Genomic DNA, 17,832 nt, shown 5'->3' on the forward strand with positions numbered 1-17,832 from the left:
GTAATTAGAAATGCGCTATCATCTATAGCATAGAACTATTATAGAGTCCTGCAACCAAAAGGCTACACCTAAGCATGGCAATTAATCCAAAAAAACAAACACTCCTAAATAAAAGCGAGTTTCAAAAGCAACAAGCAGCTAAAAAGAAAAAACAACGTCTGTCACCACAACAAAAAATGCGTCAACAAGCCCTTCAACAACAAGCTCTGCAAAATGCTGCAACCGAAGCATCTCCTAAGCCGAAAGCTAAAAAGATGATAATTATTGGAATATTAGCAGTTGTTGCCGTTCTTTTCCCCAAACCTCAGCTCATCACTTATAAAAAACTGGGGCTGGTTGCTCAAAGTGTGTATTGGCCCGGCCTGCCCGGCGTAAAACCCGTCCTTTTTGATTCAATTTTACAGCCTATACCTGCGCTAGATAGAGATACGCTTTATTTGTGTCAAGATGTATCAAACCCAGACACCTGCCAAAAGTATGCAATTATCAAGAAAGAAGGATTCATAGCCGCAATGAAAAACTTAATTTTAGATTAAAAAAACTAATCCGAAAATAGTAAAATTACTCGTTTGAAGTGAATAAAAAAGCGGCGCATAATGGCGCCCCTTTGCAATCATTTATGGAGTTATTTTAAGATCATGGCTAACGAGTTTGACTGGTTACTAAATACATTACTGCTAGTACTGGGATTTGGAGCTCTTTTTATCAATCATCGTACATTACTGCGTATAGCGGCCGTTATGGCTTGTAGTTTGTTGTTTGTATTGTTTAGTCTGGATCTTATGAATACTTCAGTGATTTCTAACTTAGGCTTAATATTGATCAATTCTTTCTATCTCTTTAAAGTTTTTACAACAGAGCAATACGACGCCAACTAAGCCCACATATTCCCCGCCGAACTCAAACGTTCCGGCAATAAATCATTAAAAATATCTATCAAGAATTACTACATAATTATTCACATTTAATTTCCTCTTAAAGTGTAATTTATTTCCGTGCTTCTCACGAGTAGTGAAAAAAGCAGCAATCGCATTAGTAGCTCTATTCAAATGCACCACTGTTAAGCTAGAATCGAGGAAATTGCACCGTATTGGGGAGAGTTAATATGGCCATGACTGATGAAGAGCTATTTTTAGCTTCCATGGGCGACGTTGTTCCGTTGGCACAAGATAATCGGGCACAACTTCAGCGCCAAAAGAACCAACCAAGCGACGCACAGCTCGCAAGAAGAGCAGCTGCACAAAAAGAACTCGATTTTGACCCAAATTTTCTTTCCACTGAATATGTAGACCTTCTCGACCCTCATGATCAACTTGGTTATAAGAAGGATGGTGTGCAAGAAGGTGTATACAAAAACCTGCGGCTTGGTAAGTATCAAATCGACGCGACTGCGGATTTACATGGGAAAACTTTTTTAGAAGCACGCCAATCACTGTTTGAATTTGTGACGGACTGCCAAAAGCGCAATATTAGAGTGTTGTTGCTCCGTCATGGAATTGGACTCAAAAGCAAACCCTTTCCCGCCATTTTAAAAAGCTACTGTAATAAGTGGCTGCAAGAAATGCCTCAAGTATTGGCTTTCCACTCAGCATTAACTTGCCATGGTGGAAGCGGCTCTACCTATGTGTTACTAAAAAAGAGTGAAGAAAAGAAACTGGAAAATCGAGAGATCCACGCAAAAAGGTAATATGCCTTAACGCATCATTTTTAAATTGGGGCGAGCTGCCCCAATATCATTCGGCTAATTTTGCAATCAGCGTGGTATTGCAAGTGCCTAACTGAGCAGCTTGGGCTTGGTTAAACCAAGCTGAAACACCTAATGCAACGACTGAAATAACGACAAAAGAGAGCTTTACACCACCTTGACCGTTTTTCATTGTACTTTCCTGTTTATTATTGTTTTTTTTCTAACATACTGAAACTCGCAGTTCGTCTCAAGATGTTTTTTTATACAGTAATTTTGTAAACTAGAATTACTCTTACTTACTCTTACTTACATTTACTTACAAATCATAAAGTTAAATATAAGTGCTCACTTAACAGCCCCTAAAATAGATACTTGAGAATAATTCAGATAAAAATTCGCTTAGTTACAATGGCTTCCCAATGACTGCCTTCTCAATACCCTTGGCCCAAATCGACTCGATTTTCTAATGGGTTATTCCCTAAACAGGCACGTGCATTAGCTGCAATCTGTGCAACAACGGTATCCATATTGGTTACAGCTGCGACATGAGGTGTCACTGTAACTTTAGGGTGTGACCAAAACGGATGGCTCTCTGATAAAGGCTCTGTTGAAAATACATCCAGTACCGCTGCTTCCAATTCATTGTTGTCTAATGCAACAAGCAGATCCGCTTCAACTAAATGCTGACCTCTGGCAACATTGATCAATACGCAATTTGGAGGTACCTGTGAAAAAAGCTCAGCATTGAGAATCCCCTTAGTCTGCTGGGTAAGTGGTAACAGACACACCAAGTAGTCGATACCAGATAAAAACGCCTCTAATTGTGCCTCTCCAGCATAGCATGCAACATTAGAAATACATTTTTGTGTGCGCGACCACCCCCGTATTGAAAAACCATGGTGGCCGAGTAGTTCTGCAGTCACACGTCCAAGCTCACCAAGTCCGAGTATGCCTACTTCATTTCCCTTTTTGGCACGGCGAGGTTTCCAATTTCTGTGCCCTTGATTTGTCGCATACTCCCTATGTCTTAACTTATTAGCAAGCACATGAGACAGAACATACTCCGCCATATCAGCACTTAACTGCTCATCTACAATCCTAGCCACAGAAACATCGGGCTTTAACTTATCGAGCGCGATACCGTCAACGCCAGCCCCATAAGATTGAACCACTTTAAGATTAGGCAATTGCGCCCATAGCTCATCGGGCGCATTCCATGCCAATACAAATTGTACGCGATTTAGATCTTCACAGTGGGGCCACAGCTCAATTTTAACGTCGGGTAATGCCTCATTCAGCTTTGCCATTAACTTGTCGTTGTTTCTCCCAGTCACACACACTAGCACTGACATAGATTTAATCTCCTCAACTCTTATTTTTAAGGTCATTATAACGCTGCTTGTGTTTTCGAAGATACCTAGAGTCGTTAAAACACATCACCATAAAACTGACATAAGTATGCAACATCAATGTCATAGTTGATTCTTAATCTCTATAAAAAACGTCGTAGAGAAAAATTATGATCAGTGTCGATAAAGTGATCGAAGCCAACCTACCTCAGTTAGAAAACTCACCAAAAGTGAAAGGACTTGTTAAAAAGGGACTTGGATACCTTTTACACGAACAGGAGTTTGTTGCCTTCGCCGATACTTATCCACATTTAGAAGGACTTGAATTTGTTGAGCAAGTACTGGAGGAGCTCGATTTTGATGCGCGATTTAAACCTAAACAAATCGAGCATATTCCCAGTGAAGGCAGTGTTGTCATTGTCGCCAACCATCCGATTGGTTCTTTAGACGCATTAGCGCTGATAAAGGTGCTGGCTAAAGCGCGACCAGACTTAAAGGTCGTGGCAAATAGGATGTTAATGTCTATCACGCCCATGCATTCATTATTGCTGCCTGTTGATAATTTATCTAACGCCAGCAGAAAACAAGAACTGGCAAATATTCAAAAACACCTCAAAGCAGAAGGGGCATTGCTTATTTTCCCTGCTGGAGAAGTCTCTCGGCTCAGCCCTACTGGCATCAAGGATTGTAAATGGAACAGTGGTTTTTTGCGTATGGCTAAAAAGGCAAATTGCCCTATCCTGCCCATTTTCATTAAAGCTAAAAACAGCCCACTGTTTTATGGCACATCCATGATCTATAAACCCTTAGCCAGTTTACTATTAGTCAAAGAAATGTTTAAGCAAAGACAAAAGTCTCTTGAGTTTGAAATCGGTGCTAGCATTCCACCCACATCATACCGACTAGATAACCTAAAAGACAAAGAAGTCGTTGCACTGATACGCAAACAGTTGTATCGCCTCAATAGCAAAAAGTCACTGCCACTCAAAACGCAAACCCCTATTGCAATGCCTGAGTGTAAAAAAGAGCTTAAAAAAGCCATAGAACAATGTGAACGACTGGGTGAAACTTCCGATGGCATGCAAATCTACCTTTACCAATATCAGGGGAGCTCAGCCATATTTAGAGAGCTTGGCAGATTAAGAGAGATTGCTTTTCGCGCTGTTGGCGAAGGCAGTGGAAAGCGCCGAGATACTGATAAATACGACATGTACTATCAACAACTGGTCCTGTGGGATGCCAAACAACTGGAACTCGTTGGCGCTTACCGTTTGGCCAGTGCACGACAAGTTGTCAAAGAGCATGGCGTCAAAGGCCTGTACACAAGTAGTTTATTCTCTTATAAAGATGACATGCAAACCTATTTTGACCAAGGATTAGAGCTTGGAAGAAGCTTTGTGCAGCCAAAGTATTGGGGAAGAAAAAGCCTTGACTATCTTTGGTATGGTATCGGTGCTTTCATTAAGAGATACCCTGAACATCGCTACTTATTTGGCCCCGTAAGTCTGTCAAATTCCTTGCCTGATAAAGCTAAAGCGATGCTGGTATATCATTATCAACATTATTTTTCGCAACTACCAGAACTTGCCATGCCAAACAATGAGTTCAAATTGAGCCAGTCTCAACTCAGCACTTGTCAAAGTTTGTTTAGTGGCGATGACATAAAAGAAGACTTTGCTGAACTCAAACATATTCTCGCCAATATGGGCGCTCAGGTGCCGACATTATTTAAGCAATATACCGAGCTGTGTGAGGAGAGTGGTGCCAATTTCTTAAGCTTTAGTATTGACCCAGACTTTAACAATTGTATCGATGGGCTCGTTTTGGTGGACTTAACAAAGCTCAAAGCGAACAAAGCGAAACGCTATCTTGGTGACAATATTTATCAGGATTAATAGTTTCAGGATCAAAGCAGCGTTTATTGCCAGCAATCTATTAAATAGACGCTGGCAACATAATCTTACGATAAATGTTGCTTGATTCGGTATAAACACCTTGCAAGCATTTTGCAATTTTTTATACTGGCGCTCGGTCTTCATTAACGAATAAGGCATAATAAGCGCCAACAATGATTAAATATCTAATAAACGTCATCATCTTTGTCGTCGTTCTGTCAGCAGCTTTCGCCTACCAAGAATTAGGTATGCTCGAAGACAATGGCAGGCAATCAGCCCCTTATTTTTCACTTCCGATGATGAGTGACGAATCACAGCGCTACAACATCAGCCAACTGCAAGGTGAGCGATCGGTGGTTTATTTCTTTGCCCCTTGGTGCAATATTTGTCGCTATAGCATGCCAAATATCGACAAACTGCACCGGCTGGGTAAAGTCAATGCCGTAGCCATCGCATTAGATTTCCAAAGTACGGAAGAGATTGAGGCATTTAGCAAGGACTTAAACCTCAGTATGCCAATCCTACTTGGCAATAGAAAAACGGCCTCTGATTATAAAGTCAAAGCTTACCCTACATACTATGTTATGGATCCAGAGCTAAAGATAATCGAACGCTCCATTGGATACTCCAGCGAGCTTGGTATTCGATTACGCTTGTAAAAAAGTGTATAACCTCCAAACACTTTATTACCTAAAGCCCAAATAAATAAACGCTTTTTTTGCTTACACTGTCCCGCGAAATCAACCAATTCAACTCCAAAGGGACTCGACAATGTTTGCACCCACCGCTCTAAAACGCTTTGCCTTATCGCCATTGATGCTGTGCATGGCTATGTCAGCCACAGCACAATCTCAACAAAAAGACATGGAGCACATCGAAGTTATTTATAAACGCAGCTCAATTACGTCTGAAATAACTGAAGATACCGAAAAGCTGATTGAAATGCCTGGTGCTATGGGCGATCCATTACGAGCAGTGTATGCTTTACCCGGCGTTGTTGCAGCCGGTGGTTCCATGAGTGAACCTGCCGTACGAGGTTCATCGCCAAGCGATAATATGTTCGAAGTAGATTTTATGCCCGCAGGCTACATATTCCACGACTTTGGTAGCTCCATATTCAACCGCCACATAATCCAAGACTTTCAATTATACTCAGCGGGCTATGGCGCAGGTTATAGCAATGCAACTGGTGCCGTCTTTGATGTCACTTTGCGCAATCCGAAATACCAATCAATCACAACAACCTTAGACTTCACCATGTTTAATGCTGGTTTTTTTGTTGAGGGCCAAGCAACAGAGAATACTGCTTTTTATGTATCAGGGCGAAAAAGCACCCTGCCGCTATTTTTTAGTGAGGGAGAAGAACTAGAAGATGATGATGGTAACCCGAACGGTATCATCGTCAATGACGCACCCGATGACCATGATTATCAAGGCAAGTTTCTTTGGGATATTAACAGTAATAATACGCTGACCTTCAATTTTACTGGCGCAGAGGACTCAGCGGCGGCAGGGTTTAACGAGCGTTCTGAATTAGCTCAAAAAACGCCTGAATTCCAAGGGGACGCTAGGTTTATTCGAGAGTTTAATAGCCAAAATATCCTCTGGGATCACTACAATAAAAAGTTTCATTTACGTGTGGGCGTGGGTGCACTCGACCACTCAGGCCGACTAGAATACGGTAAGCTCGCAACCAAAACATCGGGCTTTTTTGAACAAGAAAGTGAAAAACAATATACCTATAAAGCAAGACTAAACTACACACTCAATAATGAAAATAGATTCATCTTTGACGCCGCATATTTTGATAACGAAACGTCGTATGAATACGACACGTTTCAATATCTTTGTACCGAGTTAGACCCAGATTGCGACTTGAAAAAGGGAGAGCGTATATCCGGAAAACGCAGTATTGATGTTGATTCTGGGTTTGTTGGTATAACGCATGTCTGGCAGCCTAACGAGTTGTGGCAAACTGAAGTAGGCGTACAAAGTCAGCACAACCGCTATACCGACGAAACCTTTACTTCTCCTAGAGCTGCTGTGAATTACTATGTGACACCTAATAGCGTTATCTCTGCGAAAATTGGCCGCTACAATCGCATGCAAGATGTGGAGCATATCCTACCCGAAATTGGCAACCCGAAACTAAAATCTCAAGTTGCCACACACAGCACGTTAGGCTTTAGGCAAGAGCTTGAAAATGAGTGGTCATGGTCGATAGAAGGCTACTATAAGACCATGGAAGATTTACCACTTGCCATTGATGATGGTCCAGATGCGCACCTGCTGTACAACAACCAAGTAGAAGGCAGAGCATACGGGGTGGATATTTTAATCAACAAGAACAAAACGGATAACTGGTATGGTTGGGTCGCACTCAGTTATGCAAAAAGTGAGCGCACGGATTTAAGCCGCAACATCACGCGTGATTACTACGCTGATACGCCTTTGGTTTTCAACGCCGTATTCCACTATGAAATCAATGAGCTTTGGCAAGGTGGGTTTAACTTCACGGCCCGCAGTGGTCAGGCTTATACACCCATTGTCGGCGTAAGAGAAAACCCAGATCATGAAGACCGTTTCTTACCTGTCTACGGAGACCCATTTTCAGAGCGCTTCAAAACCTATCACCGTCTAGATGTACGTTTTGAGCGAAAAACACAATTATTTGGACTAGACGGTAAGTTAATTTTTGAATTAATGAACGCTTATGGCCAAGACAACGTAGCATACATAGATTTAGATTATGACAAAGTGAAATCTGTGAACGACTTATATATCAAAGAAGAAAATGATGATTTTGAAATGAGGCCCTCTATTGGCTTTAGTGTCACTTTCTAGTCATAAGATTGAGTCGCGGATCTAATCGAGAGGTGACATACACCGTCACCTCTCAATTCTCTGACAAACAACCTACTCTCCTAAATAAGGCATGGCGAGCAAGCAATTGCCACTTGCGTTTTTCGCCAACGCCTTGCATGATCTGCGCGTTTAAGACCCTTGGAGTATTTTCATGCCAAAAGCTTGCGCCTATCACATCTTAGTTAAAACCGAAAAAGAATGCTTAGCGATTAAAGCTAAGTTAGATAAAGGGGGTGATTTTAATAAACTTGCAAAACAGCACTCGACTTGTCCTTCGAAAAAACGAGGGGGCGACTTAGGTGAGTTTAACAAAGGCGACATGGTTAAAGCCTTTGACGATGTCGTATTTAAAAAACCACTTTACGCAGTACATGGTCCTGTTAAAACAAAATTTGGCTTTCATTTAATTAAGACAGTCTATCGTTCATAACTTTAGAAAACCATGGCCTCCAATCTAAAAAACAGATTGCCCTAATAGGTTTTAATCAATTTTCATTAATCTTCATTGCACTATACTTATCGTCATTGCAAATACTAAAAGAGAGTTGAATTATGTTTACTGTTATTTTTGGTCGTGAAGGCTGCCCTTATTGTGTACGTGCGAAAGATCTTGCCACTCGCTTGAAAGAATCGAGAGACGACTTTAACTTTCGCTATGTCGATATTAATAAAGAAGGTGTGAGTAAAGCGGACTTAGAAAAGTCTGCGGGTAAGCCTTGCAACACGGTTCCACAAATCTTTGTCGACCAAGATCATATTGGTGGTTTTGACGATTTTGAGGCTTATGCCAAAGAAAATTTGGGCTTATATCAGTAGGCCCAAAAAAACTTTTGTTTATTTTTTGGTCTATATCAAGCACCTACAAATTTAATGCCAATTTATACAAGCATTTATTTTTTCTTTACTGTACAATGCCGCCTCTTTTAAATTGTTGAGGCGCATTAATGTCAGAACCAGTAACGTTTGAATCTTTAGACCTTTCTCCTGCAATCCTTAAAGCAGTCGAAGAGCTAGGATATCAATCACCTTCTGAGATCCAGGCTCAATGTATACCGTTATTGCTAGAAAGAAAGGACGTACTGGGACTAGCGCAAACGGGTACGGGCAAGACGGCAGCTTTCGCTCTGCCGCTATTAAACAATGTTGACGCATCCGTTAAGCAACCACAAATTTTAGTACTGACTCCGACTCGTGAACTTGCATTGCAAGTTGCAGAGGCGTTCGAGCAGTATGCTAAGTACACCAGAGGCGTAGAAGTACTTGCGCTATATGGTGGACAAAGCTATGGCGTGCAGCTAAGTGCACTTCGCCGTGGCGCACAGATCATCGTGGCAACTCCGGGGCGTTTAATCGACCATATTAACCGTAAGACCATTGATCTTTCTAATCTAAATGCATTAGTACTAGACGAAGCAGATGAAATGCTACGCATGGGCTTTATCGATGATGTTGAAAGCATCATGGAAAAAACACCAGAAGAAAAGCAAACATGTCTTTTCTCTGCAACTATGCCTAAGCAGATCCAATCTATCTGTTCTAAGTACCTAGATAATGCAGAACAAGTAAAAATCACACCTCGTAACTCAACTGTAGATACAATTGAGCAAGTATACTGGCGTGCAACTACACATAAAAACAAAGCTATCGTTCGTTTCCTAGAAGCGGAAGATTACGATGCTTCTATCGTGTTTGTCCGTACTCGTAACGATACTGTTCAGCTTGCTGAGCTACTAGAGCGTGAAGGTTTCTCTGCTGCACCACTTAATGGTGACATGAACCAACAAGCACGTGAGCGCACAGTTGAAAGACTGAAAAGTGGTTTACTAGATATCGTTATCGCAACAGACGTTGCAGCACGTGGTCTAGATGTTGACCGTCTAAGCCTTGTTATCAACTACGATATTCCACAAGACAGTGAAGCTTACGTTCACCGTATCGGCCGTACAGGTCGTGCTGGTCGTAAAGGTAAAGCTATCTTGTTCGTAAAAGGTAACGAGCGTTACTTACTACGTAACATCATGCGTCATACTCGCTCAGACATCGAGCAAGTAGAGCTTCCAAGTGCAAAAATCGTTGAACAAAAGCGTATTGAAGCACTTCAGAACAAGCTAAGCATGTCACTTGATCACAAAGACATTGAGTTCTTCAGTGAAGTTGCTCAAGGTTTAGGTGAAAAGCTTGAACTTAGCCAAGAGCAACTGGCAGCTGCACTACTTTGCCTAGCTCAACAGCAATCTCCGCTTAAAGTTGAAGAGATCAAAGTACAGCAACGCGAGCGTCGTGACCGCGATGGTAACCGTGGTGATCGCCGTGATGACAGACGTGGTGACCGTGGCGACAGAAAAGGCCGCCGCAATAGCTCTGCACCTATGGATACGTACCGTATTGAAGTGGGTCGTGAGCATGGTGTTCAAGTTAAGAACATTGTTGGTGCCATTGCGAATGAAGCTGATATCTCAAGCAAGTTTATCGGTGAAATCCGTTTGTTTGATGAGCACAGTACTGTTCAGCTTCCTCAGGATATGCCAGCTGAGACGTTAACTCACTTCCAAGGTGTGCACATTTGTCAACGTCCAATGAAGATGACGAAGAGCACACACCCTGCTGACCAAGCACGTGGTAATGGTGGCAATCGCCGTGAAGGTGGTAGACGTTTTGAAGAGCGTGGCGAGCGTCGTGATGGTGGCCGTCGCTTTGAAGAGCGTGGTGAACGTCGTGATGGCGGTAAGCGTAGCTTCCGTGATCCTCGTAGTGATAAGCGTCGTGACGGTAACAGAGATGGTAACCGTGACAATCGCCGTAAAAATAGCAACGAGCGTAACGAAATCAACTTCTCATAAGTTGATTGATGATTAAAAAAAGCCGCTTTTTTAGCGGCTTTTTTGTTTCCAGAATACGATATAACAATTTATTGCTATCAGGCGGGTCTCCCCAGCCAGTCCCTCGGGTCAAAACGAAAATAACTGACTAACAGGTTAAATAATTCTGGGTTTTCTTGTTTTAGCTCATTGGGCTTTTCAATAAAGGTTTCTGTCAGCACCGCAAAATACTCGGCTTCGTTGGTTGCGCCATACTCATGTATCACGTGAGGCATATGGTACGCTAACTGCATTTTAAGCTGGCTGTATGCACGACCCAACACGTCGCCCCACCGTTTATAACTAATTTCTTTTGGCAATTCAGGTGTGCCATTGGTATTCCCTGCTTGCTGGTCGAGTTGGTGTGCAAATTCGTGAAATACCAAGTTATGACCGTCGCCGGGCAAACGATTACCTTCGAGCACGTCATGCCAACTCAAAACGAGCGTTCCCCCGGGCCAAGACTCCCCTTGCCTCACTGCCGTGTGATAACTTACCAAACCTGCACTGTCTTTATTCGTCTGCGGGGCATAGTATTGACTCGGGTAAAGCAGTATCTCTTTTACATTAGGGTACAGTGGCCATGCTTGGTTAATCACTAATAAACACGCATCCGCTGCTATAATCAAAGCCATAGGCCGCGTCACTTTCAACCCATCTCTTCCGATGACACGTTTTTCGCCCAAAAACCAGACAATATGCTTTTCTAGCTTTTCTCTATCATGATCCGTCATATTGCGATAAATAGGCATATACTTTAGAAGTACTTTTTTATCAGCGCGTGAAAGCGATTGCTGCTGGTATTTTCTTTGCCAAAAGTATCTTTTTATGTCGTCAAGGCGCCAATACACCGCCACAAACACCACTAAAAAGATAAGTAACATTATATTAATCATACTTGCTCATATACTGTGCTTTTTAATTTAAGTGTGTGCATATCTGCGCCTTTTCAACAATTTTTTGGTAAAATCCCGAAAAAAGTACCTAGAAATAAAAATCATGTCGCTGCCTATCGAGTCGATAAAAGAACAATTTTTAAACACGATTTCAAAGCAAGATGTTGTGGTCACCGCTGCAACGGGTTCAGGAAAATCTACACAGCTACCAATATGGGCCGCAACTCAAGGTAAAGTACTCGTCGTTGAACCAAGGCGTATTGCTTGCACATCGCTCGCAGAATATGTGGCTTCACTTTGTGCGACACCACTCGGGGAAAAAGTGGGTTATGCTATTCGATTTGAAACGGTATTTACTGACGATACCAACATTGTCTTTGTGACCCCAGGCGTCGCACTTAGGTGGTATTTTGAAGACAAGCTGGCCGCTTTTTCACATATTGTGCTTGATGAATTTCACGAGCGCAGATGGGACATGGATTTACTGCTCGCATTACTCAAACAGCACAATCAGCATCGGCTGGTGCTCACTTCTGCTACTTTAAACGCAGATAGATTAAGCCGTTATTTAGATGCACCAATCCTACACAGCGAAGGCAATATGTACCCTGTGGAAGAATGCTTTATTGCAAAAGAGCCGCGAACAATACCGCGAAAAGAGCACCTTGCGGACAGGGTGGTTGCAGCGTGCAAACATGCTCAAACAATGACAAAGGGCGATATCCTCGTTTTTTTACCTGGTAAAGGGGAGATTTTGGCTTGTCAATCAGCGCTAAAATCACTGGAAGCTTTGGTCGTCACGCTTTACAGTGGATGCAGTAAATCACAACAGCAATTGGCGCTTGCTCAGCAACAGCAGCAGCGAATCATATTGGCGACCAATGTTGCAGAAACATCCTTAACCATCCCCAATGTGACCTGCGTAGTGGACTCAGGCCTAGAAAGACGCACACACCTTAGAAATGGCAAAACAGTTCTGGGATTAGATGCCATAGGTCGAGATTCAGCCAAACAACGTTTAGGGAGAGCTGGTCGTACACAAGCTGGAGTCTGCATTAGACTCTACGGTCAATACGCACCACTTATTGAGCGCACACCACCGGAAATACAGCGTGAGGCACTTACTGAGCTGGTTTTAGCCGCTGGATGCGCATCGCAAGGTGTCGATTCTCTCGACTTTATAGACGCGCTCCCAGATGCTTCTAAAGCTCGAGCCTTGAAAATACTCACCCGCATTGGCGCTCTAGATACACAGCAAACCGCCACGACGCTTGGCAATTTACTTTACCCTTTACCCGTTGACGCAGAGTTAGGCCATATTATTGCTCAAATGCCTTCAGGCGCACTTAAACAGGCTGCGATTGATGTTATTGCCGTCATATCAGTGCCTGCGCGCGTTTATCAACTGCCAAACAACCTTGAACAACTCGATCAACTTAATACGCTCTTACCGAACTGCTGTGATGTCGAACTCGTCATCGCACTGCTCCGAGGCAAATTGGATGGCCTATTGCAAATAGAATCAGAGGCAATAAACGAAGCCAAACAATTTAGCAATCAATTGCGCGAGGCCTTCTCTCTTCCTGATTTAGAGCACGCTGCCAGTTACGATAGAGCAGCGCTGATCAGTGCCATAGCCGCCATAAAACCTGAGTGGGTGTTTGTCAAAAGACAAAACCGCCGTGGAGGCTTCGGGAATGGAGACATTGAAGTCTCGCCATCGAATACCTCCAGAGTCACCGAAGGCACTGATGCCATGTTAGTATTAGACACCTTTGCTTTAGCCGGAAAAGGCACTAAGCAAGCAATGACCATGGCAACCATAGCTGCGCCAATGCCTTTAAAATCTGTGGCGAGTTTGGGGCTAGCAACCCCCATACTCAAACACGCATATATAGATGAACGAGGCATACAAATTGAAGCAGACCTTCAGTATGCAGGTGTCACTATTTCTAAACAAACGATGATTGCAGAGGGTGACAACCTGATCGATGCGTGTGTCATGCTTATTGAGTCCGGCGATTTATTCCCCGGTTTATACGACACACTAACCCGCAGTTTTAAGGAACATAATCTCTATTATCAATATGAAAAAATCGACAATAACTTACCGACGGTTAATCAATATATTCACAGCCGACTAAAGCAATTGGGTATTAATGAAGCCGAGGATTTAGAGTTAATCGAAGAAGTCGACTTACACTTTCAACAAGTCGAAGACTGGATATTAACCCCCTTTATTGAAAAGCACCCTATCAAAGTTATTCTCCCGGAACTCGAGCTATCTGTGAGTTATAATTTTTTATCTAAACGCATTATCATTGAGTATATATCGGGCGCAAGAAAAGACGCACCTAAACGTTGGGAATTGCCGAGTTGGCAGGGATATAAAATCCAGTTCAAAAAAGCAAGTAAAGTGGTTGATATTAAATGAAAAACTTTACTCTCCACAAAACCGATGAGTAACTTAATTGGTTAATCTAGTTACATGGAAAAGTAATAATATCATTTATCATGCTATATTGAGCTGCTTGTATATTTCATTAAAAACAATCAGCTCTAAAACAGCAATCGAAACAGCAAAAAACACACCTTATTAAAACCTAAACAATCTTATGATAAGGCAAGTAAAGTATATTAAAACCCTTACATGTCTTTGGTTACTTATAAATACACATGAATAGTTAACGTAGCTTATAAAGGCCTTTTAGCTTTTTCTACTTACCCCTCAATAATAAAAACCCTTGCTCATCACTTTGATGTAACTCAACAGCGTAGCCTGTAGCATAAACGAAAAAACCGGACTGACGTCCGGTTTTGAATTTTCTAAAGACTTATGTCTTACAATTAGAACTTAGTTTCAAAGTTCAAGAAGTAAGCACGGCCTGCAATGTCATACGCACGTGAGTTTGTATTTGCAGTTGTCATTGCACTTACACCACGAGGAAGTAGAGGTGGCTTCTTATCAAATACGTTGTTGATACCGAAAGTGAATTTAGTATCGTCAAACAGGCTGTAACCGATTGAAGCATCGTGATACATCACAGAGTCAATGTTGTGGTAAGCATCTGGTAGACGTTGAGTTTGATTAGTATCAACTACAGAATCCCAGTAGCGCGCTCTCCAACGTGCATTGATATCTTCGTAACCGTAAGTTAGGTTAAGGTTGAAACGGTGCTTAGGAGTTTCAACTTCACCAACATTCTCTTCAGATGCGCCAGTATTTTGACTCGTAGTTTTCCACTCTTCAGTGTACGTGTAGATTAGCTGTGAACCAAACGTACCGTAATCAGTATCGATACGGTAATCAACTTCTAAGTCGACACCTGAAACTTCGATTGTATTTTCGTTAGTTGAAGAAGTGTGAACCTCAGTTAGAGCACCAGTACTTGGGTTACGAACGTATGAACCGTTACAACCTACTGTGAAATCAGTGCTTTCGTAACAACGTGTGATAACTGTTGTTCTTGATAGCTGAGTAATTGCATCTTCAATCTTAACGTCAAAGTAGTCAACTGTGAAAGATAGCTCATCAGTTGCCTGCCAAACTGCACCGATACTGAATGTATCAGCAGTTTCTTCTTTAACGTCTGGAGAACCACCTAGAGTACCGCCAACACCTTGAATTTCAAATAATGATAACTCAAAAATGCCTTCTTTTTGAATACGAGCAGCAACTGCTGGATCTTTCATACAGTTTGCAGCAACAGTTGCGTTCTCTAGACCAGTGCCATCCGCTTTAAGACCATCACAAGGTGCAGTTACTGAAGCAAAAGTTTCACCACGGCCACCGTATAAATCAGCAACGTTAGGTGTACGTACTGCAGTTGCGTATGAAGTACGTAGCATTAATGTATCAGTTGCACGGAACTCAGCACCGATGTTGTAAGTGAATGTATCACCTACTACAGAGTGATCAGAAGCACGAGCAGCTAGGTCAATACGTACATTTTCTAGTACTGGCATGCTGAACTCTACGAATACGTCTGTTGCAGAGAAGCTACCAGCTGTAGCAGCTGATTTGTTTGTAGATGCTGCACCAACCTGTGCAAGGTCACCTGGTTGCGCTACACCTTTTTCATAACGGTATTCAACACCAGCAGCCATTGCAAGTAGACCACCTTCAAGTTCAAGTGGTAATTCACCTGAAATTACTGATGAAACAACTGACTGTTCTACTTTACCGTAAACTTTAGCTGGAGAAGTTACATACGCTAGCGCTTCTGGTGATACTGAATTAACACCGAATAGGTTTAGAGGTACACAACCCTGTAGACGAGCTTGCTCATCTTTACAACGGATAACGCCATCTACTTCTTCAACATCTAAAGCAAAACGTGCACGCTCAACGTTCATTTGACCGCCATTTTGCTGTGTTTGCGTTGTTTGACCGTAAGTCGCGTATGTGTCTAGTGCCCAGTTACCATCCAAGTCCCAAGTGAAACCTGTTGCAACACGAGTAGTATCACGCTCAAGGCTAGTATCACGAGGACCGAATTCAGCTAGACGACGAACGAATAGTGTTTCGTTTAGGTTTTCGATGCCATCTTTACGTAGGTTAGTACGTAGAAGATCAGGAACTAGAGGAGAGTCAATGCTCATACCAAGCGTTTGACTACCAACATCTGTTTTCCAGATATCAGAAGTTACGTTCATTGGTACAGGTTCAATTGTTGAGCCGTCAGTTGCTGCATTGTTCCACTGGAACTCTGCGAAAGCTGTTACATTGTCAGAAACTTCAATGTTCAAGCTACCAGAAATATATTTACGCTCAAGAGGCGTAGCTAGCTGGCGGTATGCTGAACGGTTAAATGAGTTAGTAGCAGTCTCGTAAGGTGTACCGTCACCGTTATAGCCGTTAATACGTGCGCCTGGTGGGTAGCTAGAGTTTGAAACTTCGATGCCATCGTCAGTTGCTCTGATATCACGAGCTGAGAAAGAACGATCTACTGACTTGATACCTTTATCTGTATCATAACCCATTGAAATCCAAGCATTACCTGAATCCCATGTGTTACCTAAAGTAACGTTTAAGCTGTGCTTTTCACGGTCACCACGATCTGTAAGACCAGTTTGACCAGATACTTCAACACCTTCGATGTCATCACGTAGGATGATGTTTACAACACCAGCTACAGCGTCAGAACCGTAGATAGCTGAAGATGCACTTTTAAGGACGTCAATACGCTCGATAAGACGAGCAGGGATTGCATTTAAGTCAACCGCGTAACCAGCTGATGGGATCATACCAGATACGAAACGACGACCGTTTACAAGAATAAGTGTACGCTCTTCTTCTAGACCACGAAGTTCAGTTGTGTTCAAACCAACAGTTGTAGTCGTGAACGCAGAAGATGTCTGGTCAGAACCCGCTAGTGCAATTGGTGAACGAGAAAGGATGTCTTGGATGTTCAGAGTACCAGTGTCACCGATCTCTGCTTTACCGATAGATGTTACTGGAACAGCCGTTTCAAGGTCTGTTCTTTTGATACGTGAACCAGTTACTTCGATGCGCTCTACTTTATCAGCGCCTTCTTCGCCTGCCGCCATTACTTGGCCAGCGAATGATGCTGACGATGCAGCACCAAACGCGATCGCAAGGCGAACCGCTTTTGAAACTCTATTGTTTAACATTTGTTTTCTCCCTGGAGCTTTTTGCAAAGCTTTTATTTTATTTTTTACTTCAATATAAGGTTAAGCAGGTTGCTTTTATGTGTACCCTATATGAAACAGCGCGGGTATAGTAACCACAAAGTAAATACCCATGCAAGTTTGTGAAATAGAGCTGAAACACAAAACAATTGCAAAAAGCGCAACTATCAACTGAGCATTTTTCATCCAGGATGGATTTATTTATATGCCTAAAATCTACTCGTTAAGGCACGATAAGCACTTGCCACTTGGAGCGCGATCTGAACTATCGCCAATAAAACCAACCAACAGCCAAGTGTTCAAAAAAAGCCGAAAACCGCTAAAAACAAATGAAAAAATTATCTTTTTTATATTTCGAGACAAACTAAAAATGTTTTTATTTCAGAGAAGCCATCAATCATGATTGGCACTAGACAGGGTTTGAAACACAAATGATATGAATTAAACTCGCAATATATGATCGCTCAAAAAACAAGCCAAGGAACACACAAAAAAAACATTGTACACAAATTGGAAATAAAAAAATTGAAAAAAAAGAAACAAAACAAACAAAAAAAAACCCCGCGATAGCGGGGTTTTTGAACAATCTTTAATTTAAAAAGTATGCTGTGTTACAGCAGCTAACGTTAA

Annotated in this window: 14 protein-coding genes; 10 read left to right on the top strand and 4 right to left on the bottom strand. The window is 42.2% G+C overall.

Features of this window, described 5'->3' with window-relative positions; translation table 11 throughout:
• The first annotated feature begins 74 nt into the window (after positions 1–74).
• From A7985_RS18920 to smrA, 3 genes are all read left to right on the top strand, one after another.
• The gene (locus A7985_RS18920; protein ID WP_065791959.1) at positions 75–536 is read left to right on the top strand and encodes a hypothetical protein; all 462 of its coding nucleotides are present in this window, start codon (positions 75–77) and stop codon (positions 534–536) included.
• Between the two features lie 102 nt (positions 537–638).
• Entirely contained in the window at positions 639–878 is a 240-nt protein-coding gene (locus tag A7985_RS26975; protein ID WP_065791961.1) for a hypothetical protein, read from the top strand.
• Between the two features lie 227 nt (positions 879–1,105).
• Positions 1,106–1,687 (top strand): DNA endonuclease SmrA, encoded by a 582-nt coding sequence (smrA, locus tag A7985_RS18930; protein WP_065791963.1) that lies wholly within the window; start codon positions 1,106–1,108, stop codon positions 1,685–1,687.
• A gap of 46 nt (positions 1,688–1,733) precedes the next feature.
• Here the strand turns inward: smrA and A7985_RS26570 are convergent, their stop codons facing one another.
• A complete protein-coding gene (locus A7985_RS26570; RefSeq protein ID WP_176716774.1) occupies positions 1,734–1,877 on the bottom strand; it encodes a hypothetical protein in 144 nt (47 codons plus the stop codon).
• Positions 1,878–2,118: 241 nt separating this feature from the next.
• Positions 2,119–3,039 (bottom strand): 2-hydroxyacid dehydrogenase, encoded by a 921-nt coding sequence (locus A7985_RS18935; protein ID WP_065791965.1) that lies wholly within the window; start codon positions 3,037–3,039, stop codon positions 2,119–2,121.
• Between the two features lie 167 nt (positions 3,040–3,206).
• On the opposite strand from A7985_RS18935, the gene A7985_RS18940 reads away from it, so the two are divergent.
• The 6 genes from A7985_RS18940 (at position 3,207) to A7985_RS18965 (ending at position 10,636) form a co-directional block, all read left to right on the top strand.
• Positions 3,207–4,931, top strand: coding sequence for a GNAT family N-acyltransferase (locus tag A7985_RS18940; protein ID WP_065791966.1), 1,725 nt, complete (start codon positions 3,207–3,209; stop codon positions 4,929–4,931).
• Between the two features lie 173 nt (positions 4,932–5,104).
• Positions 5,105–5,590, top strand: coding sequence for a TlpA family protein disulfide reductase (locus A7985_RS18945; RefSeq protein WP_065791969.1), 486 nt, complete (start codon positions 5,105–5,107; stop codon positions 5,588–5,590).
• A 112-nt stretch (positions 5,591–5,702) separates the two neighbouring features.
• The gene (locus tag A7985_RS18950; protein ID WP_065791971.1) at positions 5,703–7,775 is read left to right on the top strand and encodes a TonB-dependent receptor plug domain-containing protein; all 2,073 of its coding nucleotides are present in this window, start codon (positions 5,703–5,705) and stop codon (positions 7,773–7,775) included.
• A gap of 172 nt (positions 7,776–7,947) precedes the next feature.
• Positions 7,948–8,226, top strand: a complete 279-nt coding sequence (locus tag A7985_RS18955; protein WP_065791972.1) for a peptidylprolyl isomerase — start codon at positions 7,948–7,950, stop codon at positions 8,224–8,226.
• Between the two features lie 122 nt (positions 8,227–8,348).
• Positions 8,349–8,612 (top strand): GrxA family glutaredoxin, encoded by a 264-nt coding sequence (locus A7985_RS18960; RefSeq protein WP_065791974.1) that lies wholly within the window; start codon positions 8,349–8,351, stop codon positions 8,610–8,612.
• Positions 8,613–8,740: 128 nt separating this feature from the next.
• The gene (locus A7985_RS18965; RefSeq protein WP_065791976.1) at positions 8,741–10,636 is read left to right on the top strand and encodes a DEAD/DEAH box helicase; all 1,896 of its coding nucleotides are present in this window, start codon (positions 8,741–8,743) and stop codon (positions 10,634–10,636) included.
• Positions 10,637–10,713: 77 nt separating this feature from the next.
• Here A7985_RS18965 and A7985_RS18970 read toward each other — a convergent pair whose 3' ends face one another.
• A complete protein-coding gene (locus A7985_RS18970; protein ID WP_065791978.1) occupies positions 10,714–11,550 on the bottom strand; it encodes a M90 family metallopeptidase in 837 nt (278 codons plus the stop codon).
• A gap of 103 nt (positions 11,551–11,653) precedes the next feature.
• Between A7985_RS18970 and A7985_RS18975 the strand changes: the two genes are divergently transcribed.
• Entirely contained in the window at positions 11,654–13,984 is a 2,331-nt protein-coding gene (locus A7985_RS18975; protein ID WP_065791980.1) for a DEAD/DEAH box helicase, read from the top strand.
• A 413-nt stretch (positions 13,985–14,397) separates the two neighbouring features.
• Here the strand turns inward: A7985_RS18975 and A7985_RS18980 are convergent, their stop codons facing one another.
• Positions 14,398–17,184: a TonB-dependent receptor domain-containing protein gene (locus A7985_RS18980; protein WP_065791982.1), complete on the bottom strand. Its 2,787-nt coding sequence runs from the start codon at positions 17,182–17,184 to the stop codon at positions 14,398–14,400.
• Between the last annotated feature and the right edge of the window lie 648 nt (positions 17,185–17,832).

It is taken from the genome of Pseudoalteromonas luteoviolacea, assembly GCF_001696455.1.
GTDB classification, from domain to species: Bacteria; Pseudomonadota; Gammaproteobacteria; order Enterobacterales; family Alteromonadaceae; genus Pseudoalteromonas; species Pseudoalteromonas luteoviolacea_C.

Bases quoted from the DNA above. Each gene is read 5' to 3' on its own strand.
- A7985_RS18960 (WP_065791974.1), top strand. From the start codon at position 8,349: ATGTTTACTGTTATTTTTGGTCGTGAAGGCTGCCCTTATTGTGTACGT.
- A7985_RS18955 (WP_065791972.1), top strand. From the start codon at position 7,948: ATGCCAAAAGCTTGCGCCTATCACATCTTAGTTAAAACCGAAAAAGAA.
- A7985_RS26570 (WP_176716774.1), bottom strand. From the start codon at position 1,877: ATGAAAAACGGTCAAGGTGGTGTAAAGCTCTCTTTTGTCGTTATTTCA.
- A7985_RS18950 (WP_065791971.1), top strand. From the start codon at position 5,703: ATGTTTGCACCCACCGCTCTAAAACGCTTTGCCTTATCGCCATTGATG.
- A7985_RS18945 (WP_065791969.1), top strand. From the start codon at position 5,105: ATGATTAAATATCTAATAAACGTCATCATCTTTGTCGTCGTTCTGTCA.
- A7985_RS18975 (WP_065791980.1), top strand. From the start codon at position 11,654: ATGTCGCTGCCTATCGAGTCGATAAAAGAACAATTTTTAAACACGATT.
- A7985_RS18965 (WP_065791976.1), top strand. From the start codon at position 8,741: ATGTCAGAACCAGTAACGTTTGAATCTTTAGACCTTTCTCCTGCAATC.
- A7985_RS18980 (WP_065791982.1), bottom strand. From the start codon at position 17,184: ATGTTAAACAATAGAGTTTCAAAAGCGGTTCGCCTTGCGATCGCGTTT.
- A7985_RS18970 (WP_065791978.1), bottom strand. From the start codon at position 11,550: ATGATTAATATAATGTTACTTATCTTTTTAGTGGTGTTTGTGGCGGTG.
- A7985_RS18920 (WP_065791959.1), top strand. From the start codon at position 75: ATGGCAATTAATCCAAAAAAACAAACACTCCTAAATAAAAGCGAGTTT.
- A7985_RS26975 (WP_065791961.1), top strand. From the start codon at position 639: ATGGCTAACGAGTTTGACTGGTTACTAAATACATTACTGCTAGTACTG.
- A7985_RS18935 (WP_065791965.1), bottom strand. From the start codon at position 3,039: ATGTCAGTGCTAGTGTGTGTGACTGGGAGAAACAACGACAAGTTAATG.
- A7985_RS18940 (WP_065791966.1), top strand. From the start codon at position 3,207: ATGATCAGTGTCGATAAAGTGATCGAAGCCAACCTACCTCAGTTAGAA.
- smrA (WP_065791963.1), top strand. From the start codon at position 1,106: ATGGCCATGACTGATGAAGAGCTATTTTTAGCTTCCATGGGCGACGTT.